This window comes from Microbispora sp. CA-135349, from assembly GCF_050947365.1.
Classification (GTDB): Bacteria; Actinomycetota; Actinomycetes; order Streptosporangiales; family Streptosporangiaceae; genus Microbispora.
Window position 1 is genome coordinate 522,664 of sequence record NZ_CP192001.1, and the last position, 25,132, is coordinate 547,795.

The 25,132-nt window shown below is 72.4% G+C and carries 17 protein-coding genes; 10 read left to right on the forward strand and 7 right to left on the reverse strand.

The genetic code is table 11. The features are described 5' to 3' along the window. Positions 1–2 precede the first annotated feature (2 nt). Positions 3–4,214, reverse strand: a complete 4,212-nt coding sequence (locus ACQPZZ_RS02605) for a HAMP domain-containing protein (RefSeq protein WP_432928568.1) — start codon at positions 4,212–4,214, stop codon at positions 3–5. A 154-nt stretch (positions 4,215–4,368) separates the two neighbouring features. On the opposite strand from ACQPZZ_RS02605, the gene ACQPZZ_RS02610 reads away from it, so the two are divergent. Further along, the gene (locus tag ACQPZZ_RS02610; RefSeq protein ID WP_432928570.1) at positions 4,369–5,907 is read left to right on the forward strand and encodes a PP2C family protein-serine/threonine phosphatase; all 1,539 of its coding nucleotides are present in this window, start codon (positions 4,369–4,371) and stop codon (positions 5,905–5,907) included. Between the two features lie 464 nt (positions 5,908–6,371). On the opposite strand, the gene ACQPZZ_RS02615 is transcribed toward ACQPZZ_RS02610, so the two are convergent. Together ACQPZZ_RS02615 and ACQPZZ_RS02620 are read right to left on the reverse strand one after the other, a co-directional pair. Beyond that, a complete protein-coding gene (locus tag ACQPZZ_RS02615) occupies positions 6,372–8,162 on the reverse strand; it encodes a prolyl oligopeptidase family serine peptidase (protein ID WP_432928572.1) in 1,791 nt (596 codons plus the stop codon). A gap of 110 nt (positions 8,163–8,272) precedes the next feature. Continuing rightward, positions 8,273–11,014, reverse strand: a complete 2,742-nt coding sequence (locus ACQPZZ_RS02620; protein ID WP_432928574.1) for an AAA family ATPase — start codon at positions 11,012–11,014, stop codon at positions 8,273–8,275. Between the two features lie 168 nt (positions 11,015–11,182). Here ACQPZZ_RS02620 and ACQPZZ_RS02625 point away from each other — a divergent pair, with 168 nt between their 5' ends. Beyond that, positions 11,183–11,911, forward strand: coding sequence for an ABC transporter ATP-binding protein (locus ACQPZZ_RS02625; RefSeq protein ID WP_432928576.1), 729 nt, complete (start codon positions 11,183–11,185; stop codon positions 11,909–11,911). Continuing rightward, the gene (locus ACQPZZ_RS02630) at positions 11,905–14,373 is read left to right on the forward strand and encodes an FtsX-like permease family protein (protein WP_432928578.1); all 2,469 of its coding nucleotides are present in this window, start codon (positions 11,905–11,907) and stop codon (positions 14,371–14,373) included. Before ACQPZZ_RS02625 ends, ACQPZZ_RS02630 begins: the two co-directional genes overlap by 7 nt. A 6-nt stretch (positions 14,374–14,379) precedes the next feature. Here the strand turns inward: ACQPZZ_RS02630 and ACQPZZ_RS02635 are convergent, their stop codons facing one another. Continuing rightward, positions 14,380–15,195, reverse strand: a complete 816-nt coding sequence (locus tag ACQPZZ_RS02635; RefSeq protein WP_432928580.1) for a putative RNA methyltransferase — start codon at positions 15,193–15,195, stop codon at positions 14,380–14,382. A gap of 192 nt (positions 15,196–15,387) precedes the next feature. On the opposite strand from ACQPZZ_RS02635, the gene ACQPZZ_RS02640 reads away from it, so the two are divergent. Genes ACQPZZ_RS02640 through ACQPZZ_RS02655 form a run of 4 tightly spaced genes read left to right on the forward strand, consistent with a single transcriptional unit; the run spans position 15,388 to position 17,240 of the window. Continuing rightward, positions 15,388–15,531 (forward strand): hypothetical protein, encoded by a 144-nt coding sequence (locus ACQPZZ_RS02640; protein ID WP_363635023.1) that lies wholly within the window; start codon positions 15,388–15,390, stop codon positions 15,529–15,531. Positions 15,532–15,574: 43 nt separating this feature from the next. After that, positions 15,575–16,303: an MBL fold metallo-hydrolase gene (locus tag ACQPZZ_RS02645; protein WP_432928582.1), complete on the forward strand. Its 729-nt coding sequence runs from the start codon at positions 15,575–15,577 to the stop codon at positions 16,301–16,303. 44 nt (positions 16,304–16,347) lie between these two features. Then, a complete protein-coding gene (locus ACQPZZ_RS02650) occupies positions 16,348–16,653 on the forward strand; it encodes a DUF1778 domain-containing protein (RefSeq protein ID WP_432928584.1) in 306 nt (101 codons plus the stop codon). Further along, positions 16,650–17,240: an N-acetyltransferase family protein gene (locus ACQPZZ_RS02655; RefSeq protein ID WP_432928586.1), complete on the forward strand. Its 591-nt coding sequence runs from the start codon at positions 16,650–16,652 to the stop codon at positions 17,238–17,240. The genes ACQPZZ_RS02650 and ACQPZZ_RS02655 overlap by 4 nt, the downstream gene beginning before the upstream one ends. Positions 17,241–17,263: 23 nt before the next feature. On the opposite strand, the gene ACQPZZ_RS02660 is transcribed toward ACQPZZ_RS02655, so the two are convergent. Then, the gene (locus tag ACQPZZ_RS02660) at positions 17,264–18,493 is read right to left on the reverse strand and encodes an MFS transporter (RefSeq protein ID WP_432928588.1); all 1,230 of its coding nucleotides are present in this window, start codon (positions 18,491–18,493) and stop codon (positions 17,264–17,266) included. Between the two features lie 233 nt (positions 18,494–18,726). Further along, the gene (locus ACQPZZ_RS02665; RefSeq protein WP_432928590.1) at positions 18,727–20,970 is read right to left on the reverse strand and encodes an MMPL family transporter; all 2,244 of its coding nucleotides are present in this window, start codon (positions 20,968–20,970) and stop codon (positions 18,727–18,729) included. 161 nt (positions 20,971–21,131) lie between these two features. Between ACQPZZ_RS02665 and ACQPZZ_RS02670 the strand changes: the two genes are divergently transcribed. The 3 genes from ACQPZZ_RS02670 to ACQPZZ_RS02680 all read left to right on the forward strand — a co-directional run bounded on the left by ACQPZZ_RS02670 (position 21,132) and on the right by ACQPZZ_RS02680 (position 24,459). Continuing rightward, the gene (locus ACQPZZ_RS02670; protein ID WP_432928592.1) at positions 21,132–21,605 is read left to right on the forward strand and encodes an NUDIX domain-containing protein; all 474 of its coding nucleotides are present in this window, start codon (positions 21,132–21,134) and stop codon (positions 21,603–21,605) included. A 58-nt stretch (positions 21,606–21,663) separates the two neighbouring features. After that, the gene (locus ACQPZZ_RS02675; protein ID WP_363635009.1) at positions 21,664–21,891 is read left to right on the forward strand and encodes a hypothetical protein; all 228 of its coding nucleotides are present in this window, start codon (positions 21,664–21,666) and stop codon (positions 21,889–21,891) included. Positions 21,892–21,993: 102 nt separating this feature from the next. Further along, positions 21,994–24,459, forward strand: a complete 2,466-nt coding sequence (locus ACQPZZ_RS02680) for an ATP-binding protein (protein ID WP_432928594.1) — start codon at positions 21,994–21,996, stop codon at positions 24,457–24,459. Here the strand turns inward: ACQPZZ_RS02680 and ACQPZZ_RS02685 are convergent. Continuing rightward, entirely contained in the window at positions 24,422–24,970 is a 549-nt protein-coding gene (locus tag ACQPZZ_RS02685; protein WP_432928596.1) for an ATP-binding protein, read from the reverse strand. The genes ACQPZZ_RS02680 and ACQPZZ_RS02685 overlap by 38 nt on opposite strands. Positions 24,971–25,132: the final 162 nt, after the last annotated feature.

Consider the following 25,132-nt stretch of genomic DNA (forward strand, 5'->3'; position numbering starts at 1 on the left):
GATCACGCCTCCTGGGCGTCACGGGACTCCGGGGACGGCACGCCCCTCGTTCGTTCTGTGCCCCCGCTGCGGCCGCGCATGAGCCATCCGCGCAGTCGTTCGAGCAGCCGGTCGACGTCGACCGGCTTGGGCACGTAGTCGGAGGCGCCAGAAGCGATGCTCTTCTCGCGGTCGCCCCGCATTACCTTCGCCGTCAAGGCGATGATCGGCAGGTCGGCGAACTGCGGCATCGTGCGGATCGCCGAGGTCGTGGCCCAGCCGTCCATCTCGGGCATCATGATGTCCATCAGCACGAGCGCGACGTCCTCGTTGCGTTCGAGCTGCTCGATGCCCTCGCGGCCGTTCTCGGCGTACACGACGGTCGAGCCGTGCCGCTCCAGCACGCTGGTCAGCGCGAAGACGTTGCGGATGTCGTCGTCCACGATGAGGATCTTCGCCCCGGCCAGCGGGTCGTCCCCCTGCCAGTCGTGGCTGTCGACGAGCGGCGTGTACTGGAGGAGCGGCAGGTCGGTGGGAAGGGGGATCTCCGGGAGGATGTCCTTGACGTGCAGGTCGGGGCCCTCGTTCTCGCGGCCGTCAGGCTTCGGCGGAGCGGCGATCGCGCCGCCGTCGGGCGCGGCGAGCGGCCCCGTGTAGCTGGGGGGCAGGTACAACGTGAACGTGCTGCCCTCTCCGGGGACGCTCTCGACGTGGATCTCGCCGCCGAGGAGCCGGGCGATCTCCCGGCAGATCGACAGGCCGAGGCCGGTGCCGCCGTACTTGCGGCTGGTCGTGCCGTCGGCCTGGCGGAACTGCTCGAAGATCACTTCGAGCTTGTCGGGCGCGATGCCGATGCCGGTGTCCACGACCCTGAAGGCGAGCATGTCCTCCTGCGCGCCCTGCAGCTTCTCGTCCACGTACGGGACGTCGGCGGGCGCGCGGGTCACCTCCAGCCTGACCGCGCCCTGGTGGGTGAACTTCACCGCGTTGGACAGCAGGTTGCGCAGCACCTGCTGCAGTCGCTGCTCGTCGCTGCTCAGCTCGTTCGGCACGGAGGGGTCGACCTCGACCGCGAACGACAGGCCCTTGTCCTGAGCGAGCGGCGCGAAGGTGGCCTCCATGTAGTCGACCAGCGCGGACAGCGACATCGTCTGAGAATGGATGTCCATGCGGCCCGCCTCGACCTTCGTCAGGTCGAGGATGTCGTTGATCAGCTGGAGCAGCGCGGAACCGGCGTCGTGGATGGTCCGGGCGAACTCGACCTGTTGCGGGGTCAGGTTGCCCTCGTCGTTCTCCGTGAGCAGTTTGGCGAGCACGAGCAGGCTGTTCAGCGGGGTGCGCAGCTCGTGGGACATGTTCGCCAGGAACTCGGACTTGTATCGCGAGGACACCGCGAGCTGCTCGGCCCGCTCCTCCAGCGTCCGCCGTGCCTGCTCGATCTGGAAGTTCTGAATTTCGATGGCGCGGTTCTGCTTGGCCAGCAGCGCCGCCTTGTCCTCCAGCTCGGCGTTGGACCGGCGCAGCTCCTCCTGCTGGCGCTGCAGCTCGTCGGAGCGCTCCTGCAGCTCGATCGCGAGCCGCTGCGACTCGGTGAGCAGGTCCTCGGTACGGGAGTTGGCCATGATCGTGTTGATCGTGACCCCGATGGTCTCGACGAGCTGGGTGAGGAACGCCAGGTGGACCTCGCTGAACTGGGTGAACGAGGCCATCTCCAGGACGCCGAGCACCTGGTTCTCGAAGAGGATCGGCAGCACGACGATCTGTGCCGGGTTCGACCGGCTGAGCCCGGTCTCGACCGTGATGGAGTCGACCGGCACACCTTCGAGGATGATCTGCTTGGTCTCCAGCGCGGCCTGGCCGATGATGCCCTCGCCCAGTTCGAAGCTCGGCTTCGGGGTCGAGCCCGGCTGGATGCCGTACCCGGCGATGAGATTGAGCCGGCCGTCGTCGTAGAGGTAGCAGGCGCCGTGGCTGGCCGAGACGAGCGGGGTGAGCTCGCTCATGATCAGCCGGGCGACCTCCATGAGGTCGCGGTGGCCCTGCATGAGGCGGGAGATCCGGGCCAGGTTGGACTTGAGCCAGTCCTGCTCCTGGTTGGTCTTGGTCGTCTCGCGCAGCGTGGCGACCATCGTGTTGATGTTGTCCTTGAGCTGGGCCAGCTCGCCGGGCGCCTCGACGGTGATCGACCGGGTCAGGTCGCCGCGGGCGACGGCGCTGGTCACCTGGGCGATCGCGCGCACCTGGGTGGTGAGGTTGCCGGCCAGCTCGTTCACGCTCTCGGTGAGCCGCTTCCAGGTGCCCTCCACGCCCTCGACCCGGGCCTGGCCGCCGAGCTGGCCCTCCGAGCCCACCTCGCGGGCGACGCGGGTCACCTCGGAGGCGAACGAGGAGAGCTGGTCGACCATGGTGTTCATGGTGCTCTTGAGCTCGAGGATCTCGCCCTGGGCGTCGACGTCGATCTTGCGGGTGAGGTCGCCGTTGGCGACGGCGGTGGTCACCTGGGCGATGTTGCGCACCTGGTAGGTGAAGTTGTTGGCCATCGAGTTGACGTTGTCGGTGAGGTCCTTCCAGACGCCCGACACGCCGGGGACACGCGCCTGGCCGCCCAGCCGTCCCTCGGTGCCCACCTCGCGGGCCACCCGGGTCACCTCGTCGGCGAACGCCGACAGCTGGTCGACCATCGTGTTCATCGTGTCCTTGAGCTCCAGGATCTCGCCCTGGGCGTCCACGGTGATCTTCTTGGACAGGTTGCCCTGCGCCACCGCGGTGGAGACGACGGCGATCTGCCGGATCTGCGACGTCAGGTTGTTGGCCATGAAGTTGACGTTGTCGGTGAGGTCCTTCCAGATGCCCGACACGCCGCGGACCTGCGCCTGGCCGCCCAGCCGTCCCTCGGTGCCCACCTCGCGGGCGACGCGGGTCACCTCGGAGGCGAACGACGACAGCTGGTCGACCATGGTGTTCATGGTGCTCTTGAGCTCGAGCATCTCGCCCTGGGCGTCGACGTCGATCTTGCGGGTGAAGTCGCCGTTGGCGACGGCGGTGGTCACCTGGGCGATGTTGCGCACCTGGTAGGTCAGGTTGTTGGCCATCGAGTTGACGTTGTCGGTGAGGTCCTTCCAGACGCCCGACACGCCCTTCACCTCGGCCCGGCCGCCCAGCTTGCCCTCGGTGCCGACCTCGCGGGCGACGCGGGTCACCTCGTCGGCGAAGGCAGACAGCTGGTCCACCATCGTGTTGAGGGTCTCCTTGAGCTCCAGGATCTCGCCCTGGGCGTCGACGGTGATCTTCTTGGTCAGGTTGCCCTGCGCGACGGCGGTGGAGACGACGGCGATCTGCCGGACCTGGGAGGTCAGGTTGTTGGCCATGAAGTTGACGTTGTCGGTGAGGTCCTTCCAGACGCCCGACACGCCGCGGACCTGCGCCTGGCCGCCGAGCTTGCCCTCGGTGCCCACCTCGCGGGCCACCCGGGTGACCTCCTCGGCGAACGCCGACAGCTGGTCGACCATCGTGTTGACGGTGTGCTTCAGCTCCAGCATCTCGCCGACCGCGTCGACGGTGACCTTGCGGCTCAGGTCGCCGCGGGCGACACCGGTCGTCACCTCGGCGATGTCGCGGACCTGAGCGGAGACGCGGTCGGACATCGTGTTGACGGCCACGGTGAGGTCGCGCCAGCTTCCCGACATGCCGCGCAGGTTGGCCCGGCCGCCCAGTTTGCCCTCGGTGCCGAGGTCGCGCGTGACCCGTGTCACCTCCGAGGTGACCAGCGAGAGCTGGTCGACCATGCCGTTGATGGCCTTGCCCAGCCGTCGTACCTCGCCGCGGGCCGCGCGGTCCACGTCGATCCGGCGGGACAGGTCGCCCTTGGCCACAGCGTCGATGACGTCGGCGGCGCCGCTGACCGGCGTCACGATGGCGTCGATGAGGTCGTTGACCGAGCCCACGCTCTCCGCCCACGCGCCGACGCCCGGCCCGGGGCTCAGCCGTTCGGTGAACCGGCCCTCCTTGACGATCTCGCGGCGCACCCGGGCGAGCTCGTTGGCCAGGTGTTCGCGCCGGTCCGCCACCTCGTTGAGCAGCAGCCGGATCTCGCTGAGGATTCCCGGCGGGGCGTGGGAGACACGGCGGCGGAAATCGCCGTCCCGCCAGGTGATGAGCGTCTCCAGGAAGGGGACGAGATCGGATTCGCGGTAGACCCGTTCGGTCCCGGCCAGCTCGGCGTTGGCGGGCGACATCTAGCCTCCTTTACCCCGATCGGGGCTGACGCGACCACGGTCTAGGGCCTCATACGGCCTGTCCAGCCGCGGACTCCATGCCAGTCTGTCACGTTCCGTGGGGTGCGGGGCCCTCTTGTTTGACCCGAGGTCAGCCGGAAGTGTGGTAAGCACAATGGTGGTGACAACTACCCCTCGAGCCGTCCTGGCGGCGTCTTTCACGCCGGGCGAGACGGCCGTACCCGATGCGAAGCGGTTCACGCGTGAGGTCATGACCGCGTGGGCCGCCATGTCGGCGTTGCCCGAGGCCGAGCGCCTGGTGGGCGAACTGGTCGCGGAGGCGGCCGGCGCGCCCTTCGAGATCGTGTGGCTGCACCACGGCGAGTCCATCCAGGTGGAGGTGCGGGAGAAGACGGACGGCCAGGACTTCGGTCCGCCGGCCGACGCCGTCGCGTGGGGTGTCACGTTCACCTCGTCGCTGCGCACCCGCTGGGCCCGGCTGGACCTGCCGGGCGGGGAGCCCGTGCAGAGCGACGAGTGGCTGCTGGAGGCCGCGCACGGCCCGGGGTGGCTGGGCTTCCTCGCGGACGCGAGCGACCTGCTCGCGGGCACGCTCAACCCGGAGATGGTCCCGGCGATCGTCGCGCAGATCGTGGTGCCGCGCCTCGCGAGCTGGTGCGCCGTCTACACCGCCCAGGACGGATCGGGGGAGCTGCGGCCCGCCTACCTCTGGCACGCCGACGAGACCCAGATCGACGCCATGCGCGAGGAACTGGAGGAGATCGCGCTGCCGGGGGACGACGACCCCGCCGTGCTGCCGATGAGCGACTGGCAGGCGCTGGCGTACCCGCTGACCGCGCGGGGGCGGCGGCTCGGCGTGATGTGCCTGGGCCGGCGCGACCGTTTCCCCGACGAGGCCATGCAGATCGCCGAGGACCTCAGCAGGCGCGCCGCGCTGGCGCTCGACAACGCCCGTCTGTACGCGCAGCAGGCGGCGGCCAACCGGGCGCTCCAGCGCAGCCTCCTGCCGCCGGACGAACCGACGACCCCGGGGCTCGACTTCCACGTGATCTACGAGCCGGCCGGGGAGTACAACGAGGTCGGCGGCGACTTCTACGACCTGTTCCCGATCGGCGACGGAGTCTGGCGCTTCGCGATCGGCGACGTCTGCGGCACGGGGCCCGAAGCCGCGGCGGTGACCGGGCTGGCCCGCCACACGCTCCGGCTGCTCGCCCGCGAGGGGTACGGCGTGGCCGCCGTCGTGGGCCGGCTCAACCAGGCCATCCTGGAGGAGGGGGAGCGCGCCCGCTTCCTGACCCTGCTGCACGGTCAGATCACGGTCGTGCCGGAGGGCCTCGACATCCGCCTCGTCTCCGCCGGTCACCCGGAGGCCCTGCGGCTGCGGCCGAACGGCGTCGTCGAGGTCGTCGCCTCGCCGCAGTCGCTGCTCGGGGTGTTCCCCGAGGCGAAGTTCCAGGAGGACAACCTGCGGCTCACCCCCGGCGACGTGCTGCTGGGCGTGACCGACGGTGTCACAGAGCGGCGGTCGGGCGACCGGCTGCTCGACGACGACGGCGGCCTGGCCAAGCTGCTGGCCGAGTGCGCCGACCTGTCCGCCCGTGCGGTGGCCGAGCGCATCCGCCGCGCCGTGCAGGACTTCGCGCCCGAGCCGAGCGCCGACGACCTGGCCATCCTCGTCCTGCGCGCGCCCTGACCGCACTCGCGGACACGGCGGTGCCCCGCGGAGGCCGCGGAGCACCGCCGTCGTCCGCCGGTTGTTCGGCGGCCCTTTCGGCGTCTCGACGGACTGTTTCCCCATTCCGGGCTTGAATCTGCGGCCCCGGGACCGGCCCGTTAATCGCTCACGCGAATTGCATGCCATTCCCTATGGATATCCATCAAAGCTGTGCCTATCCAGCGGCGGCACCGGCTGGGCGCTGTGCAGCGGTACCGGAGTGACCCAGACGCGCGTCCTGCTCTTCTGTCAGAACAGTAGCGGTGGTTACACCACGGTTTACGGCCCTTGGGTTGCCAATTCCGTCAAATCAAATGCCAAATGCAGCAGCGACTCATGGCCGATATCGGTCGGATATCAAACGATCTGAGCCGACCACAGGCTCTTTCGGCCGCGGCAGCGTACGGATGCGAATCCGGGGCATTCGGCCGGGCCTTCCGGTATCAGCCGCGGGCCTGCAGGGATCGGACCGCGAAGTCGATGGACACGGTCATCTGCCGGATCCGCTCCTCCACGGTCGGCGCGCCGGGGCCCGCGGCGTACCGGTAGACCGAGACGTCCCCGCCGCGGTCCGTCAGCGCCCGCACGTAGCCGTCCACATGCCGTCCCGGGCAGCGGGGGTCCTCGTCCCCTGTGATGACCAGCAGTGGCGCCTCCACCATGTCGGCGTACGTGATCGGGGAGGACGCGGCGTACCGCTCGGGCACCTCGGCCGGGGAGCCGCCCAGCAGCGCCCGGTGCGCCGCGCGCAGGCACTCGGCCTCCTCCTCGTACGCCGCGGCGTGGTCGGCGATGGGAACGGCCGCGATCCCCGCCGCCCAGGCCTTCGGCTGGGTGCCGAGCGCCAGCAGGGTCAGGTAGCCGCCCCACGCCGTGCCGGCGAGCACGAGGCGGTCCGGGTCGGCGATGCCCCGCTCCACCGCCCAGTCGCGCACCGCCGCCACGTCGGCCAGCTCGATGTGACCGATGTCGCCGCGCAGGGCGTCGCGCCAGGCCGAGCCGTACCCCGCCGATCCCCGGTGGTTGACCTGGATCACCGCGAAGCCGCTGTCCACCCACGCCGCGACCCGCGGCTTGAAGGAGTCGTCGTCCTGGCCGCCCGGACCGCCGCCGAACTCCGCGAGCCGCCCCCCGTGACTGCGCAGGAGGAACACCGTCGGATACGGCGCGGCCACGCGCTCGGGACGGGAGACGAGGGCGTGGATGCGCCCGCCAGGGCCCTCCACGTCGATGTCCTCCAGCGGCACGGACGGCGGCGGCGTGCGCCCGGGGCTGAGGACCACGTGGCCGCTGCTCGACTTGACGACCGGCGGGTGGGACGCGCTCGACCAGGCGTACTCGACGGTGCCGTCGGGGCGCGGCGCGGCCGCCTCGATCACCCCGTGCGGGCTCTCTATCGGGGTGAGGCCGCCTCCGGCGAGGTCGTAGCGCAGCAGTTCCGTGCGTCCCCGCTGGCGGTGGACGATGAGCAGGGCCCGGCCGTCGTCGTACCAGTCCGCCGAGATGTCGCCGCGCACCCGCAGCCAGATCTCCCGCTGCTCGCCGGTCACCGGGTCCCACACGAGCGGTTCGCGGCGGCCCCGGCGCTCGTGCAGGACGAGCAGGCGCCGGTCGCCGGGGACGGGGGCGAACCTGCCGCCGGTCACGCCCCTGCCCGGTCCGTCGTTCAGCTCGGCGACCGTGGAGCCGTTCGCCCTTACGACCCGTACGGCCGGGTGCAGGACGTCACCGTGCTCGCTGTGGTTGACGGCGATGAGCGAGCCGTCGAGGGACATGTCCGCGACGGCGGCGTACTCGTCGTGGCGATACAGCGTGACCGGCTCTTCGCCGGGCCTGGCCAGCAGGATCTCGAAGCCGTCCCGCGAGGAGCGGCCGACGGCCGCGGTGCCGTCCGAGGCGAGCGCGAGCCCGCAGGGGTGGCCGGGCGGCATGACCAGGGGCTCGTCGGGGCCTCCGTGGAACGGCTGGCGCGACCAGACGCCGTACCCGTCGCCGGCGGTGTCGCCGAACCACCAGATCCACCGGCCGGTCGGGTCGATCGCGCCGTACCGCGTGCCGTGGGGGCGGTCGGTGACCTGGCGGGTCCGCCCGCTCGACCGGTCCCAGGCGTAGATCTCCCAGGCCCCGGAGGCGTTGCCGCGGTAGACGGCGCGGTGCGGCGCGTGGCGTGCCCAGGTGGGCAGGGTCACTCGCGGTGCCCGGAATCTGGCCTGCCAGCGTTCCTCGGCCTTCATGCGGGCCCTCCCCTGCGTTCCTACGGGGTCGAGTTCAGTATGTCCCGCAACAGGCGACAATGACCGACAAATGGGAGATGTTGTCTCATTAGGCAGTCCGAGTGCGCGGCTCAGGACAGGTCCAGGCCGGCGAGCTGGGCGCGGCTGGCCACGTTGAGCTTCGGAAACGCCCGGTAGAGGTGGTAGCTGACGGTCTTCGGGCTCAGGAACAGCTGCGCGCCGATCTCGCGGTTGGTCAGGCCCTTCGCGGCCAGCCGTACGATCTGGAGCTCCTGCGGGGACAGAGCCGACAGCGCTTCCCCGCGCGCTGTCGGGGAGCTGGTGTCTCCGGTGGCGCGCAGTTCCGTGCTCGCGCGCTCGGCCCACGGGCGGGCGCCCAGCCGTTCGAAGGTCTCCCACGCGGCCCGCAGGTGCGGCCGGGCGCTGCCCTTGTCGCGCTCCCTGCGCAGGCGCTCCCCGAAGGCGAGCGCGGTGCGGGCCGCCTCCCAGGGGCGGCCGCTGCCGGCGTGCAGCCCTACGGCGGTCCGGAAGTGCTCGTGCGCCCGCTCCCAGCCGGTCTCGAGCTGCGCCCGGCAGCGGTGCAGAACGGCCAGGGCCCAGTCCTGCCCCGAGGCCGTCGCCCACTCCTCGAACCGGCGCAGCGGCTCCTTCGCGGGCACCCCGAGCCGTACGGCCGCCTCGATCTGGTCGGGGGCGAAGTAGACGGCCTGGATCTGGTGGCGTACCGGGCCGGACATGGCGGCGTCGAGCCGGTCCAGAGCCTCGGCGAACCGGCCCTGGCCGAGGTCGAGCAGGGCCAGCGCCCACTCGGCCCAGGCCAGGCCGTTGACGATGTGGTTGGCGTCGAAGCGGTCACGCGAACGGGCGGCGAGCTCGGCGCACCGGTCCGCCTCGCCCCGCACGGCCGCCAGCCAGGCCAGCGTGCCCTCCAGATAGCCCGCCCGGTTGCGCTGCCCGGTGTCGGAGATGAGCCGCAGCCCCTCGGCCGCGGTGGCCTCGGCGTCCCTGAACCTGCCGAGATACAGCTCGGCGGCGGCGAGCGTCACGTGGACCAGGGGGAGTTTGCCCATGTCGCCGGCGGCCCGGCACTCCGCGGCCATGGCGGCCGAGATGTCGTGCCCGGTGCGGAAGTCGCCGACGAGCGGGGCGACGAAGGCCGCGTTGATCCGGAACGTGTGCGCCCCGGAGGTGATCCGGCCGCCGCTGGCGACCATGTCGCGCATGATGGGCAGCCCCCGCTCCGGTCCCTGCCGCAGCAGCACGGCCGCGCCGGTCACGGCCTGGACGGCGGGATCGAGGCCGTCCTCCGGACGGAGGCCGAGCGCGTGCAGGCGCGCGGCCGCCTCGGCGACCCTCTCCGGGTCGCCGAGCTGCCAGCCGTTGCGTGCGGCGTCGGTCAGCATGAGCCCGGCCGCGACGCGGTCCTGCCGCGCCTGCCCGTCGGAGTCCGCCGCGTCCGCGGCCGCGAGCGCGGCCAGCTCCTCCGCGCCCCGCAGCAGCAGCTCGTGGGCCACGTACGGAGCGCCCTCGTCGAAGGCGATGCGGGCGCGCAGCTCGCGGAGCCGGGCCCGGGAACGGGGATCGGTGACCAGCGCGGCGGCGCGCTCGATGAGCTGCTTGGCCCGGCCGGACTGGCCCGCGTCGGCGGCGGCGACGGCGGCCGCGGTCAGCCGCCCCGCCTTGAGCGCGCGGTCCTCGGTCAGCTCGGCGGCCCGTTCGAGCGCGGCGCAGGCCCCGGCGTCGCCGTGGCGGTCCCTGGCGCGCCGCGCGGCCTGCTCCAGCGCCAGTGCCGCCGTCTCGTCGGGGCCGGTGGCGGCGGCGGCCAGGTGCCAGGCCCGCCGGTCCGGCTGATGCTCCAGCAGCCTCGCCAGGATCGTGTGGATCTCCAGCCGCAGGTCGTAGGTGCCGTGCCGGAAGGCCGCCGCGCGCATGAGCGGGTGGGTGAAGGTCACCCGCCCGCCGTCGATCCTGACCAGACCGGCCCGCTCGGCCACGCCCAGGGCGGCGGGCGCGATCCCCAGCTCCCCGCCCGCCCGTACGACGACGTCCAGGTCGCCGCCGTCGGTCAGCGCGGTGACCAGCAGCGCCTTTTGGGCGTCCGGAGGCAGCTCGGCGATGCGGATGGCGTACGCCTGCTGGATGCGGGCGGGCAGCGGCAGCGGACTGCGGTCGTAGGCGGGCAGGTCCGTACGCGGGAGTTCGAGCAGGGCGAGCGGGTTGCCGCAGCTCTCCTCGATGAGGCGGTCGCGGGTGCCGGGGGCGAGCCCGGGGGCCGCGTGGGCGAGCAGCGCGGCGGCGCTGTCGGCGTCGATGCCCGGCAGGCGGTGCTCGGGCAGGCCGGAGGGGTCGAAACCGTCACGCGCGGCGAAGACCATGACGATGCCCTCGGCGTGCAGCCGGTGGGCCGCGAACCGCAGCGCCTGCGCCGACTCCTGGTCGAGCCATTGCGCGTCGTCGACCAGGCACAGCAGCGGCCCGCCCTCGGCCAGCTCGGCCAGCAGCGACAGCACGGCCAGGCCCACCAGCAGCCGGTGGTCGGTCACCGGAGCCAGGCCGAAGGCGCCGCGCAGGGCGGCCGCCTGCGGCGCGGGCAGCGCGTCCAGCCGGTCGAGCGTGTGCCCGAGCAGCAGATGCAGCGAGGCGAACGGGATCTCCGCCTCGGTCTCGACGCCGACGCCGCGCAGCACGCGCATGCCGCCCATGTCCCGGGCGCGTTCCGCGGCGTACGCCAGCAGCGACGTCTTGCCGATGCCCGGCTCGCCCCGGACCACGATCACGCCGGAGCGTCCCGCGCGCGCCCGATCGAGCAAGCCGTCGATCACCGCTTGATCGGTCGCACGCCCCCACAGCACCCCGGCATCCTAGGTCGTATCCGTCCGATCTTCCGCCTCCTGCGGTCGCCGCGGCACGATCCGCGGGGCACCCCGGTGCTCCTGATCATCGCGCGGTGGTGCATCCGATGACGGCACTGGTCATGTGTCCGATACCCCTCGGACGTCCGCGTTCCTAGCGTTCTCAGGGTGAACACCACCCAGGCGGTCGATCTCACCGCGGTCACCAAACACCACGCACACGGCGTCACGGCGCTGGACGACGTCACGATCGGCTTCGGCGTCGGCACGTTCACCGCCGTGATGGGGCCCTCGGGGTCGGGCAAGTCGACGCTGCTGCAGTGCGCGGCGGGGCTGGACCGGCCCAGCGCGGGCCGGGTGGTCGTGGACGGCCGCGACCTGGCGACCCTCGGGGACCGGAAGCTGACGCTGCTGCGCAGGGACCGGATCGGCTTCGTGTTCCAGTCGTTCAACCTGCTGCCCTCGCTCACCGCCGAACAGAACGTGGGCCTGCCGCTGCGGCTCGCCGGGCGGCGCCCCGACCGGGAGCTGGTGCGGCAGAGCCTGGCCGCGGTGGGCCTGGCCGAGCGCGCCGGGCACCGGCCCGCCGAGATGTCGGGCGGGCAGCAGCAGCGGGTGTCCATCGCGCGGGCGCTGGTCACCCGCCCCGCGGTGCTCTTCGCCGACGAGCCGACCGGCGCCCTCGACGCCAACACCAGCCGTGACGTGCTGCGGCTGCTGCGCACCCTGGTGGACCGGCAGGCCCAGACCATCGTCATGGTCACCCACGACCCCGTGGCGGCCTCGTACGCCGACCGGGTCGTGTTCCTGACCGACGGCCGCGTGTACGGCGAGCTGTACGAGCCCACCGCCGAACTGGTCGCCACCCGGATGCTGCAGCTGGAGGCGTCATGCTGAGGATCGCCTGGTCCACGCTGCGTACGCGCTGGATCTCCTTCGCGGGCACGTTCGCCGCGCTGGCGCTGGGCGCCGCGCTGATCGCCGCGCTCGGCCAGGTGCTGGCCTCCGGGATCACGTCACCGCCGCGGGGGCCGCAGCGGTACGCCGCCGCACCCGTCGTGGTCGTGCCCGGCGACCGGCTCACCGTGGACACCTGGCGGGGCGGCAGCAGCGCGCCGCTTGCCGAGCCGCGCGGCCTCGGCGACGACCTCGCCGCCCGCTTCCCCGGCGCGGTGGTGGACCGGGTCTTCCCCGCACGGCTCTCCGGCGGGCCGCCGGCGGTGGGCAGGCCCTGGTCGGCCGCCCGTACGGCGCCGCAGCCGCTCGTCTCGGGCCGCGCGCCCTCGGGGGACGGAGAGATCGCGATCAGCGCGGGAGCGCTGCCCGGGCGGCGAGGGCCCACCGCGGCGCGGGCGCTGGTCGGGCGGCGCGTGCCGGTGGTCACCGCGACCGGAATCACGACGTACCGGGTGGTGGGCGTCACAGAGGCGGGGCCGCAACCGACCGTGTTCTTCGGTGACGCGCACGCCGCCCGGCTGTCGCCACGGGTGGACGCGCTCGCGCTGTGGCGGCCCGCCGCCGAGGTGCGGACGGCGGTGGCGGGGACGGCGCGGGTGCTGACCGGGCAGGACCGGGCGCTGGCCGACCCGTTCCGCGAGGCCGACGAGCGGGCGCGCAACAACGTCAACACGATCGCCGGCATCGCCGCCGGGTTCGCCGCCTTCATCGCGATCTTCGTGGTGTCGTCCACGTTCGCGTTCGCGGTGGGGCAGCGGCGGCGCGAGTTCGCCCTGCTGCGGACCAGCGGCGCGACCGCGGGACAGGTCAGGCGGATGATGTACGGCGAGGCCGCCCTCGTCGCGGTGGCCGCCTCCGCGGTGGGCGCGTTCCTCGGCCCGTTGACCACCCGGCCGATCCTCGACCGGCTGGCCGCGCTCGGGATGGCGCCCGAGTGGCTGACGCCGTCGGAGTCGTCCGTACCGGCCTGGGTGGCCTTCGGCACCGGTGTGCTGGTCGCGCTGACGGGCGTGACCGTGGCCGCACGGCGGGCCGGTCGGGTGCGGCCCGCCGAGGCGCTGCGCGAGGCGGCGGTGGAACCCCGTGCGATGACGCCGGCCCGGTGGATCGCCGGACTGGGCCTGCTCGGCACGGCGCTGGTCAGCATGGCGGTGAACGCCATCGGAGACCCGGGGTCGGCCACGAACAACAAGACCTTCATGCCGATCGTCATGCTGCTCATCGCCGCGCTCGGCCTGCTCGCGCCGGTCTTCGTGCGGCCCGTCACCCGGCTGCTCGTCGCGCCGCTGGAGCGGCTGCCCGGCGCCGGCGGTGTCGTGGTCGCGGGCGGAACGGCGGCCTCGGCCGGGCGGACCGCCGCCACGGCCGCGCCGGTCCTGGTCACCGTGGCGCTCGCGGCCTCACTGCTGGGCGGGGCCGCGATGAGCGACGCCGCCAAGTCGGCGCTGCAGACCCGGCCGGTGCGCGCCGGCTACCTGGTGCTTCCCGACGGGGACGCCGGGCTCGACCGGCAGCTCGTCGAGCGGCTGCGGGCCGTCCCCGGCGCCGACGTGGCCACCGAGACCGAGACCAGCGTGTACACCCTCGAAGGCGACACCCAGCTCATCCGCAGGCCCGCCCAGGCCGTCGAGCCGGGCACGCTGTCCACGGCGCTGTCGGTCCCGCTGGTCGCCGGATCGACGGCCGGGCTGCGCGACGACACCATCGTCGTCTCGCGGACCTGGGAGCTGAGTCTGGGGCAGCGAGTGCGCATGTGGCGCGCGGACGGCAGCCCGGTCACGCTGACGGTGACCGGCGTGCTCGGCGACGACTCGCCGGCCGACGCCTATGTCACGCCCGCCCACGCGTTCTCCGCCCTGCCCTCCGTCGCGTACGTGACGCCGCGCCCCGGGGTGGCGGCCCCGGCCGTACGGGCCGCGCTCGAACAGGCCGTACGCGGCCACAACGCCCGCGCGGTGAGCAGGGCCGAGTGGGAACGGGAGTCCGGCGACCGGCAGGCCTCGGCGAGCCGGCTCGGCCTGCTGGCCGTGCTGGGGATCATGCTCTGCTACACCGTGATCGCGCTGGTCAACACGCTGCTGATGGCGGCCTCCGACCGGGCGGCGGAGCGGGGCGGCCTGCGGCTGCTGGGCGCGACGCGGGCGCAGGTGCTGCGGTATGTCGTGGCGGAGGCGCTGGCGGTGGTGGCCGTCGGAGTGGTGCTGGGCTTCGCGGCCACGGCACTCGGCCTGCTGGGGCTGGGGGCGGCCCTGCTGCGCCTGGCCGGGCCCTTCGCCTTCGCCGTGCCGTGGCAGCCGGTCGTCGCGGTCATCGCGGTCTGCTTCCTGCTGGGAGCGGGCGCGGCGGTCGCCCCCGCGATCCGCACCATCCGCACCGGGGGCGTGGCGATCCCGCGCTCGTGACCCCGGTCAAGCGGGCAGGGCCCAGCGGGTGACGCGGAAGGACGCGGTCACCGGCACCGGGTCGGGGAGCGCGGCGATCTTCGCAGCCAGCTCCTCGGGGCGGGTGTGCCAGGCGCTCGGACCCATGCCGACCACCGCCTCGACCTCGTCGTGGCCGAGCGTGAGCGCGATCTCCTCCGTTTCCTCCCCGATGCGGGCGAAACGGCCGCCCAGGCTCTCCTCCAGGCGGCGCTCCTTGTCCTCGTCCACGCTCAGCAGGCCGAGCCGTTCGACGAGCGGGCTCAGGTGACCGGGGGCGGGGGTGACGACGACCAGCGTGCCGCCCGGGCGCAGCACGCGGGCGAACTCCTCCGCGTTGCGCGGTGCGAAGACGTTGAGCAGCACGTCCACGCGGCCGTCGGCCACCGGGAGCGGCCGCCACACGTCCGCCACCACGGCGCCGATGCGGGGATGCGCGCGTGCGGCCCGTTTCAGGGCGTGCTTCGACACGTCGAGCGCGATGCCCACCGCGTCGGCGCCGAGCGCGGCGGCCAGGTAGTGGCCGGTGCCCGCCCCGGCGTCGGCGACCACGGCGGCGCCCGCGCAGATCCGGGCGAGGCGGCCGGCCAGCGGCGCGTAGTGCCCCGCCTCCAGGAAGCGCGCCCGCGCGGCCACCATCGCGGGCGTGTCGGCCGTGCCGGCCGGGCGGGTGAGCATGTTCACGTATCCCTGCCGCGCCACGTCGAAGGAGTGGCCGCGCGCGCACCTGACCGACCCGCCGGCCAGGTGGACCGCCGTCCCGCAGGCCGGGCAGACGAGATGATCGATGACGTCGGCGAGCACCCGTCCATCATCCCGGCTGCGCGGCCGCACCGGAGAGCGCCCGCGCGGCCGCCCCCTCGCATCGCGTCCGGAACGCCGGGCACGGGACGGCCCGGGGAAGCAAGGAGGCGGGCGGCAAGTCGATTGCAGGAGTTCGACAAGCCGGCGGAGGTTCCATTGACACGCAAGGAGCTTTCGAAGGGGGAATCCGAGATGACCCGCACCCGCCGCCGCTGCCCGCGCTGCCGTACGGAGCTCGACGAGGGCCCGATCCTTTACCGCTGCGCCCACTGTGAGCGCGCCGTCTACGCCGCCGATCTCGACGTCGACTACGCGCCCGTCCTGGCCGTCCGCTGAACCGCGCTTCTTCTGTCGTGGGCCCTTCTTCTATCGTGATGCGATGCCGCATGAGCCGAGAATCGTGTCCGGTGTCGAGATCGTCCCGCTCTGCGATGCCGTGGGTCCCATGAAGGAACCGGTCCGCAAGCCGCTGCCCGAGATGTTCGCCGGTGCGATGTTCGCCCCGGGCGAGGAGTGGGTGCTGCACTTCCACTGCTACCTGCTGCGGGCGGCGGGCCGCACGGTCCTGGTGGACACCGGGATCGGCGGCGCGGACGCGCCCGCGACCTGGGCGCCCCTGCCCGGCCGCCTCGGCGGAGAGCTGGCCGCCGCCGGGGCCGCCCCGGCCGACGTGGACGTCGTCGTGCTGACCCACCTGCACAGCGACCACGCGGGCGGCGCGGTCGCGGGCGGCGCTCCCGCCTTTCCCAACGCCCGCTATGTCGTGCAGCGGACGGAGACCGAGTGGGCCTCCGGCCCGGTGCGCGAGCTGATCCTCGACCCCCTGCGGGACCGGCTCGACGTCGTCGACGGCGACGCGGAATTCGTGCCCGGGGTCCGGGTGCTGCACACGCCCGGCCACACGCCCGGCCACCAGTGCGTCGAGGTGGGAGATCTGGTGATGAGCGGCGATGCCGTGCTCCACCCCGTCCAGGTCGCCGATCCCTCGATCCCCTACGTGTACGACGAGGACCCGGATCTCGCCGTACGGACGCGCAAGGACATCCTCGCCCGGGCCGCCGTCCTCGCCCCCTCCCACTTCCCCGACCCCTTCGTGCACGTAAGGTAATCGAACGGTCACTCTTCGCTCATCTCCTTGTTAAGCTCTTGGCTATGGGTGCACAACGTACGTACGCTCTGGTCGTGGGTGCCAAGGAGGAACGCATCAACCTGCGCGTGGACGCGGAGACCAAGCGGCTGCTGGAGAACGCGAGCGAGGCCGCCGGGGACACCGTCTCCTCGTTCGTCCTCGGCGCGGCGACCACGGCCGCCCGTGAGTTGCTGGCGGACCGGACGGTCTTCCGGCTCGACGAGGAGCAGTGGCAGGCCTTCGACGCGGCCCTGTCACGGGAGTCTCGCGACGTGCCGGGACTCTCCGAGCTCATGACGACCCCGACGATTCTGGACGAGAACCCGTGAAGCTGTCCGCGGTGTCCCCCGTCACCGGGGGTGGCGGCCTCGACGGCTTCGACTGCGGTTCCCCCGCCCAGAGCGATTGGCTGACGCGCCATGCGCTGCAGGCGCATGCGAGTGGAGGATGTCGCGTCTACGTCGTGCGCGACATCGAGGCCGGCAGGGTTGTGGGTTACTACGCACTCGCGGCCGGGAGCGTCGGTCCGGCTGCGGCTCCCGCACGGCTGCTCAAAGGGGCCGGGCGTCACGATCAGCCCGTGGTCATCCTGGCCCGGCTGGGGGTGGACCGAGGCGCGCAGGGCATCGGGCTGGGACGGGCACTCGTGGTGGACGCTTTCCGGCGAGTGGCGCGGGTGGCCGACCAGATCGGTGTTCGGGCCATGCTCATCCACTGTGAGAGCGAGACGGCGCGGGCCTTCTATCTGCGGCTCGCCGCGTTCGAGCAGAGCCCGAGCGATCCTCTGCACCTCCTCCTGCTGATGAAGGACCTGCGGAGGGCCCTTCCGGGCAGTGCTTTGGGCGGCGTGATCGGCACGACCCCGGGTTTCACGGATGCGGTGGACGTGGAGAGCAGCCGCGACACCTGGCGATGAGCCTGCTCCGATGTCGTCCCCGGTCAGGCGGGGGCCGGGACGGGAGCGGAATGCACTGTGGCGCGGCGGCGGGCGCGGGCGCGGTAGCGGACCACCTGTACGGCCCCGAGCAGCCAGATCGGATACTGCACGGCGAACGCCCAGCGGAAGTCGTTCTGCAGGTCCATGACAACCCCGACCAGAGCGATCAGGGACATCGAGGCGGCGAAGCCGCCCCCGTTGACGATGCCGGTGGCGACCCCGATGCGCTCGGCCGGGTTGAACGTGCGGGCGTAGTCGAAGCCGACCATCGAGCCCGGGCCGTTCGTGGCGAGGGCCAGCATGAGCAGCCCGAGCGTCCACAGCGGCGCGGGTCCGGGCCACAGGAGGACGAGCGTCCACGCGCCGGCCGTGGCGCCGATGACCGCGAGCACCATCCACGAGCGGCGCAGCGGGAAGCGCCCGGCGAGGTGGCCGAGCAGCGGCCCGCAGCCCATCGCGAGCAGCGTGAGCGTGGTCAGCAGCACGCCGGCCGTACGCGGGGACAGGCCCTGGCCCTGCACCAGGAAGGGATAGCCCCACAGGATCGTGAAGGCCGCGGACGAGCACTGGGTGGCCGCGTGGGTCCACATCCCGAGACGGGTGCCGGGCTCCGCCCAGGCCGCCCGCACGCCGAGCGCCGCGGGCGCGCGTTCCGGCCGCCGGTCGCGCAGGAAGAGGCCGACGGCGGCCAGGGCCACCACCCCCAGGCCGCCCGCCCACAGGAAGGTCGGCGTCCAGCCGTACGCGTGCAGCGAGGTGATCAGCGGCACGGCCGACACGACCGCGCCGAACTGGCCGAGGATGCCGGTGAGCTGCACGATCAGCGGATTGCGGCGGGGCGGGAACCAGACGTTGACCACCCGGATCACGCTGATGAACGTCATGGCGTCGCCGCAGCCGACCAGCACCCTCCCGGCGGCGGCCGCCGCGAGGCCGGTGGCTACGGCGAACAGGAGCTGGCCGAGGGCCATGACCGCCGCGCCGACGAGCAGCATGCGCTTCGAACCCAGGCGGTCGACCAGGACGCCGACGGGAATCTGCATGGCCGCGTAGACGAGCAGTTGCAACATCGCCAGGGTGGACAGCGCCGCCGGTCCGATCCCGAACCTCGTCGCCGCGTCGATCCCCGTCACGCCGAGCGACTGCCGGTGGAAGACCGCGACCATGTACGCGAGCACACCGGCGATCCAGTAGATCAGGGCTTTGCGACTGTTTCCACCCGTATGACCCACGTAGATAAATTTTACCGTTATGTACTTATTGCCCCTTACGTGACTTCTGTCACGCGTGCGCCGACACGGGATTGCTGTAGTGCTCGGGGCATCCTCTCGGTGCGCTTCCCTCCGGGCACGCCATTCCGGGCAGCGTCCGTGGCGGGGCCGTCCGAGAGCGGCCCATTTGAAAAGGCCGGTGAACGGCTGTGCGCCGGAAGGCAGGGTCACCGTTCCGGCGCACCGCCGCAGTGTCAGACGAGGGCGGGGACCCGCTCCTCCGGCGTCTCCTCTGCCACGTCGTCGCCGTGCGACAGCCGCGGCAGCCAGTCCAGCCAGCGCGGCAGGTACCAGTTCCAGTCGCCGAGCAGCTTCATCGTGGCCGGCAGCAGCACCGCGCGCACGATCGTCGCGTCGATCAGCACGGCCGCCGCGAGGCCGATGCCCAACTGCATGAACGTCAGCAGCGACAGCGTGGCGAACGTCGCGAACACCGCCACCATGATGAGCGCGGCGCTGGTCACCACCGCCGCCGTGCTCCTGATCCCGGACGTCACGGCGTCCTCGGTGCTCATGCCCCGGTCGTACGCCTCCCTGATCCGGCTGAGGATGAAGACGTGGTAGTCCATCGACAGCCCGAACAGGATCACGAACAGGAACAGCGGCAGCCAGTTGGTGATCGTCCCGGTCGAGTGGAAGCCGAGCAGGCTCTCGCCGTACCCCTTCTGGAAGACCAGCACGAGCACGCCGTACGCCGCTGCGACCGACAGCAGGTTGAGCAGGATGGCCTTGACCGCCACCACCAGTGACCGGAACGAGGCCAGCAGCAGCACGAACGCGAGTAGCAGCACGAACGCGAACACCAGCGGGATCCGGCGGGCCAGTTGCGCGTTGAAGTCCATGGAGCCCGCGGTGTTGCCGGTGACGTGGGCGCCCGGGAGGGTGGCCGGGACGACCTTCTCGCGCAGCGTGCGGATCGCGTGCTCGGACACCTCGTCCACGCCGGTGCCCTTGATGCCGATGCTGATCCTGGCCACTGTCTTGTCCGGGTTGACGGCGACGGCGAAGGGCTCGTTGGTCTCGCCCGTGGCCAGCGCCCGCCGCCGGAAGTCCTCGATCCTGGCGGTGAACGCGGGCGTCGTCACGTCGGCCGCCTTGACCACGACCACCGCGGGCTCGTTGCCGCCGGGGAACGCCTTGTCGATCCGCTTGAACGTCTCGGCGATCCGGTAGTCGCCCTGCAGGTCGTCGATGGTCTGCGTGCCGGTCTTCAGCTGGAAGGCCGGGATCGCCAGGCCGACCAGCAGACCACCGGCGAGGAGCACGGAGACGAGCGGGCGGCGCAGCACCGGGCGCATGATCGCCCCCCAGACCCGGCTCTGGCCGCCGCGCACGCCGAGGATCCGCCGCCAGGTGATTCGGCCGCCGCTGAGGGCCCGTACGGTGCCGTGGATCACGCGGGCATCGATCTTGTCGCCGATCAGCGAGAGGAGGGCGGGCAGCACGGTCAGCGAGCCGGCGACGGCCGTGAGCACCACGAGGATCGTGCCCTCGGCGAAGCCCATGAAGACGCCGTCGCCGGTGAGGAACATGCCGGCCATGGCGACGATGACGGTGATCCCGGAGATCAGCACGGCGCGTCCCGAGGTGGCCGCCGCGATCTCGATCGCCCGCTTCTTGCTCCGGCCCTTCGCCCGCTCCTCCCGCTCACGCATGATGTAGAAGAGCGAGTAGTCCACCCCGACGGCGAGGCCGATGAGCAGCATCACGTTGGTCGTGGCGGAGTCGACGTGCAGGAGGTGGCTGGTGAAGGCCAGCAGCCCGGTGGCCGCGAAGATCGCCGTCATCGCCAGCGCGACGGGCACGATCGCGGCCAGCAGCGCGCCGAACGCGGCGAGCAGGATGCCGAGCGTGATGGGCAGCGAGAGCTGCTCGGCCCGGACGAAGTCCTTGTCGAGGGCCTCGCCGATCAGCTTGCCCGCGCTGGCCGATCCGGCCTCCTCCACGCGCAGGTCCGGGTGCGCCCCCTGCACCCTGGCCACCGCGTCGAGCACCGGCTGGATCCGCTCCTCCGCCGTGGCGCCGTCGCCCTTCATGTCGAACTGGACCAGCGCCGTGAGCCGGTCCGGCGTCACCGGCGAGGGCTCCTTGTCGTACGGCGTGCGTACGTGCTCGACCTGACCGGTGGCCTCGACGGCCTTCTTGACGTCCTCGACCGCCCGGCGGAAGGCCGGGTCGGTCACGGTCGCCGTCCCCGTGCGGGTCTGGACCAGCACGACCTCGCCGGCCACGTTCTTGAACGCCGCGCCGTCGAGGATCTGCTCGGCCTGGCGCGAGTCGCCGGTCGCGGATTCGTAGCCGCGCATCTCCACCGTGCCGGCGGCGTTGCCCGCGACCGTCGCGACGGCGACGAACGCGATCCAGATGAGCAGCGCCCACCAGCGGTGGCGCGCGCTCCAGCCGCCGATGGCGGCGGCGAAGTTCCTGCGGCCTCTCATGACCTCCCCTTTTCCCGACTGCCTCACACGGTAGGAATCGATCAAGGGCGGTACATCGGGCGTGCAGACCAGATCGCGCGTACTGCTCGGGACGTACGTCTCCTCCCCGCGATCTAGGGGAAGTCCCCCATTAGGCTCAGGGACATGCGATCGGAGCTGCTGTGATCCCGGCGGACGCCTTCTACGCGGGGCTGTTCAAGGTGGCCGCCGCGGCGGCCGGTTTCGTCACCGACTCCTCGGACCGGGTCCTGCTCGTGAAACCGGGTTACCGCGACCACTGGGGCTGGCCTGGCGGGCACGTCGACGAGGGCGAATCGCCCGAGGCGGCCTGCGGCCGTGAGCTGGCGGAGGAACTGGGCGTCACCCGGCCGGTGGGCCGCCTGCTCGTGGTGCAGTGGGTGCCGCCGCTGGACGACCGGCCGATTCCGCTGGTCCACTTCCTGTTCGACTGCGGGACGTTCGAGGACGGCACGGGGGTCGTCCTGCAGGAGGAGGAGCTGGACGACTACGGGTTCTTCACCGCGGAGCAGGCCGCCTCTCTCATGCCGGGCTACCTGGTGGCCCGGCTGACGGCCGCCCAGCGGGCCCGCGAGACCGGGGAGACCGTTTACCTCCCTGCCGCCGTCGCCGAATAGTTTCCCGTCCTCGTGGAATGGGGTGACCGAACCGGAGTGACGAACGGGACGGTGAGGCATGGACGATCCGGAGCTCAAGAAGGAGCTCGAGGAGGTGGACGCCCAGATCGAGCGTCTGCGCAAGGAGACCGCGCAGATACGCGAGGAGATCGGGCAGAGCTGGGACGCGCCGACTGACATGGCGGAGAGATCCACCCTGCTGACCAACGTCGAGCAGCAGGAGGCGCTCATCGACGACCTGCAGGTCAGGCGCGAGCAGATCCTGCGGCGGATGGAACGGGCCTGACCCCGCCGCCCCCGAGCCGATCCCCGAGGCGTTTGTACGCTGGTAGTGCCACGAGGCCGTGGCGCACCGGACGACGGGGGCGGCGTGGACGTCATGACCGCTATGCGAACGAGAGTTGCCAGGGGGGAACCGGCCGGGCTGCCCGCGGAGGTGACCAGCTTCGTGGGGCGCCGACACGAGCTGGCCGAGCTCAAGCGCCTGCTGGGGACCGCGCACGTGGTCACGGTGATCGGCCCGGGCGGGGTGGGGAAGACCCGCCTCGCGCTGCGGGCGGCCGAGGAGGTCCGCAGGAGCTTCCCCGGCGGCGTACGACTGGTCGAACTGGCCGCGCTGGAGGATCCCGCCCTGCTCGTGCAGGCGGTGGGCGAGGCGCTGTCGGTCAACGACCACTCGACCCGGCCGCCGCTCGGCGCGCTGGTCGAACACCTGCGTGGGCGGCAGACCCTGATCGTGCTCGACAACTGCGAGCACGTCCTCGCCGAGTGCGCGGTGCTCGTGGACACGCTGGTCCGCGCGCTGCCCGAGCTGCGGGTCCTCGCCACCAGCAGGCAGGTGCTCGGCATCGACGGCGAGCGGATCGTCGAGCTGGCGCCGCTGTCGATGCCCAAGCCGGGCGGTGACTCGGCGGTGCCGCTCGCCGCGTCGGACGCGGTCCGGCTGTTCGCCGAGCGGGCCGCGTCGGTCGTCCCCGGGTTCGAGGTGACCGAGGAGAACGAGGCGGCGGTGGCCGAGATCTGCCGCCGGCTCGACGGCCTGCCCCTGGCGATCGAGATGGCCGCCGTACGGTTGCGCGTCCTGTCGGTGAGCCAGGTGCTGGAGCGTCTGGACGACCGGTTCCGGCTGCTCACCGGGGGATCGCGAGCCGCGCTGCCCCGGCAGCGTACGCTGCGCGCGCTGTTCGAGTGGAGCTACGACCTGTGCACCGAGCAGGAGCGGCTGCTGTGGCAGCGGGCCTCTGTCTTCGTCGGGGGCCTGGACCTGGAAGGGGCCGAGCAGGTGTGCGCGGGCGACGGCATCGCGCGCGAGGACGTGCTCGAACTCGTCGCGGGGCTGGTCGACAAGTCGGTCCTGCTCCGCCGGGAGCACGACGGCGTGGTCCGCTACTGCCTCCTCGACACGGTGCGGCAGTTCGGCCGTGAGCTGCTGGCCGCCTCCGGGGACGAGGCGACGCTGCACCGGCGGCACCGCGACTACTACCGGAAGATCACCTCACGGGCCTGGGCGGAGCTGTTCAGCGCCGCCCAGCAGTCGTGGGTGGAACGCCTGCAGCGCGACCACGCCAACCTCCGCAAGGCCCTGGACTGGTCGCTGCGGGAGCCGGGAGAGGCCGGGACGGGCCTGGCGATGACCGCGGAACTGCTCTACCACTGGAGTGGCTACCACCTGTCGGAGGGGGCCGGCTGGTTCGACCGGAGCCTTGCCGCCGCCACGGAACCCGGCGAGGTGCGCGCCCACGCGCTGTGGGCGGGCGCCTGGATCGCCCTGCTCAGGGACGACCGTGCCACCACGCTCGCACGGCTGGAGGAGGCCACGGCGATCGCCGGGCGGCTCGGGCTGCGGGTGACGCTCGGCTACATCGCGTTCCTGTCCGGCATGGCGGCGGTGTGCGAGGGCGACCTGGAGAGCGGCATGCGGCGGTACGAGGAGGCGGCGGCCGCCCACCGGGCCGTCGGCAACCCCATCGGTCTCGCGCTGGCCCTCAACCGGCTCGCGCTGGCCAACGCCTTCCTCGGCCGCCCGGCCGCCCGCGACCTCGCCGAGGAGTGCGTGGCCCTGTGCGACCTGTACGGCGAGGGCTGGCACCGGGCGTACGCACTGCTGGCGCTGGCGATCGACGCCTGGTGCCGGGACGACATGCGCGCGGCCTGCGAGTGCGACAACGAGAGCCTGCGCTACAACACGGCGGTGGGCGACCAGCTCGGCATGGGCATGAACCTGGAGGCCCACGCCTGGTTCGCCGCGGGTGAGCAGAAGTACGAGAGGGCGGCCCGGCTGCTCGGCGTCGTACGGACCTTCTGGCAGGCCGTCGGCGAGCGGCTGGCCGAGTTCCGTTACATGAGCCGCCGGCACGACGAGTGCGAGACGGCCACCCGCGAGGCGCTGGGCGAGCCCGCCTTCCTGGCCGAGGTGTCCCGAGGCGCGGCGCTGACGCGGGAGGAGGCGCTGGCGTACGCCCTGAGCGAGCGGACGCCCGCCGCCCGCGGGCCCGCGCCGATCGAGGGGCGGATCGCGCCGTTGACGCGGCGGGAGACCGAGATCGCGCGCCTCGTCGCCGAGGGACTGAGCAACAAGGACATCGCGGGGAGACTGGTGATCTCCCAGCGCACGGCGGAAGGCCATATCGAGCACATCCTCGACAAGCTCGGGTTCAAGTCCCGCGCCCAGGTGGCCGCCTGGATCAAGGAGCGGCTGAGCGACCGCCCCGGCGATCCGGCCGCGGACGGCGGGAACGACCCGGTCGAGGGCCCGGTCGGCGGTTCGGTTCGCGGCTCAAGCGGCGGCCCAAGCAGTGGCTCGGGCGGCGGCCCCGTCAGCGAAAGGCGTACGCCGGCAGCTCGAACCACATGATCTTGCCCTGGCGGGTGCGCTCCGCGCCCCAGCAACAGGCCAGCGAGTCCAGCAGCCGCAGTCCGCGCCCGTTCTCGTCACCGGCGGACGGCCGGGCCATCTCGGGCAGCACGCCGTCGCAGTCCTCCACCTCGCAGCGCAGCAGCCCCTCGACGGCCGACAGCCGTACGACGAGGTCGCCACAGCAGGTGTGGCACAGCACGTTCGTGACCAGCTCGCTCACCAGCAGTTCGGCCACGTCGGACAGCTTCTCCAGTCCCCAGGCGCTCAGGCGCTCGCGGGTCAGCCGGCGGGCCCGCCCGGCGGAGGCGGCGTCGGCGGGCAGCCGCCAGGACGCCGACTCGACGTCGAGATCGTCCGCGATCCGGATCGTGAGGTCGCCGACCCGCTGCCGCAACGTCGCCCAGCGGTGCCGGATCACGGAGTGCCGGCGCGGCAGGGCGGCGGGCGCCCCACCGTCGTGCGCGGACGACGGTGACTCGTCTTGGACGGGACAGTAAATCACGCTCATGCCTTTCCCTCACCTTTGACTCGCGGCCCGGTCGTGCCGGAGGTGCGCGGTTCGGTCGTGCCGGAGGTGCGCGGTTCGGTCGTGCCGGAGGCGCGCGGTTCGGTCGTGCCGGAGGTGCGCGGTCCGGCACCTCGCCAGGCGCCGTGTCTCCTGAGTAGTTCG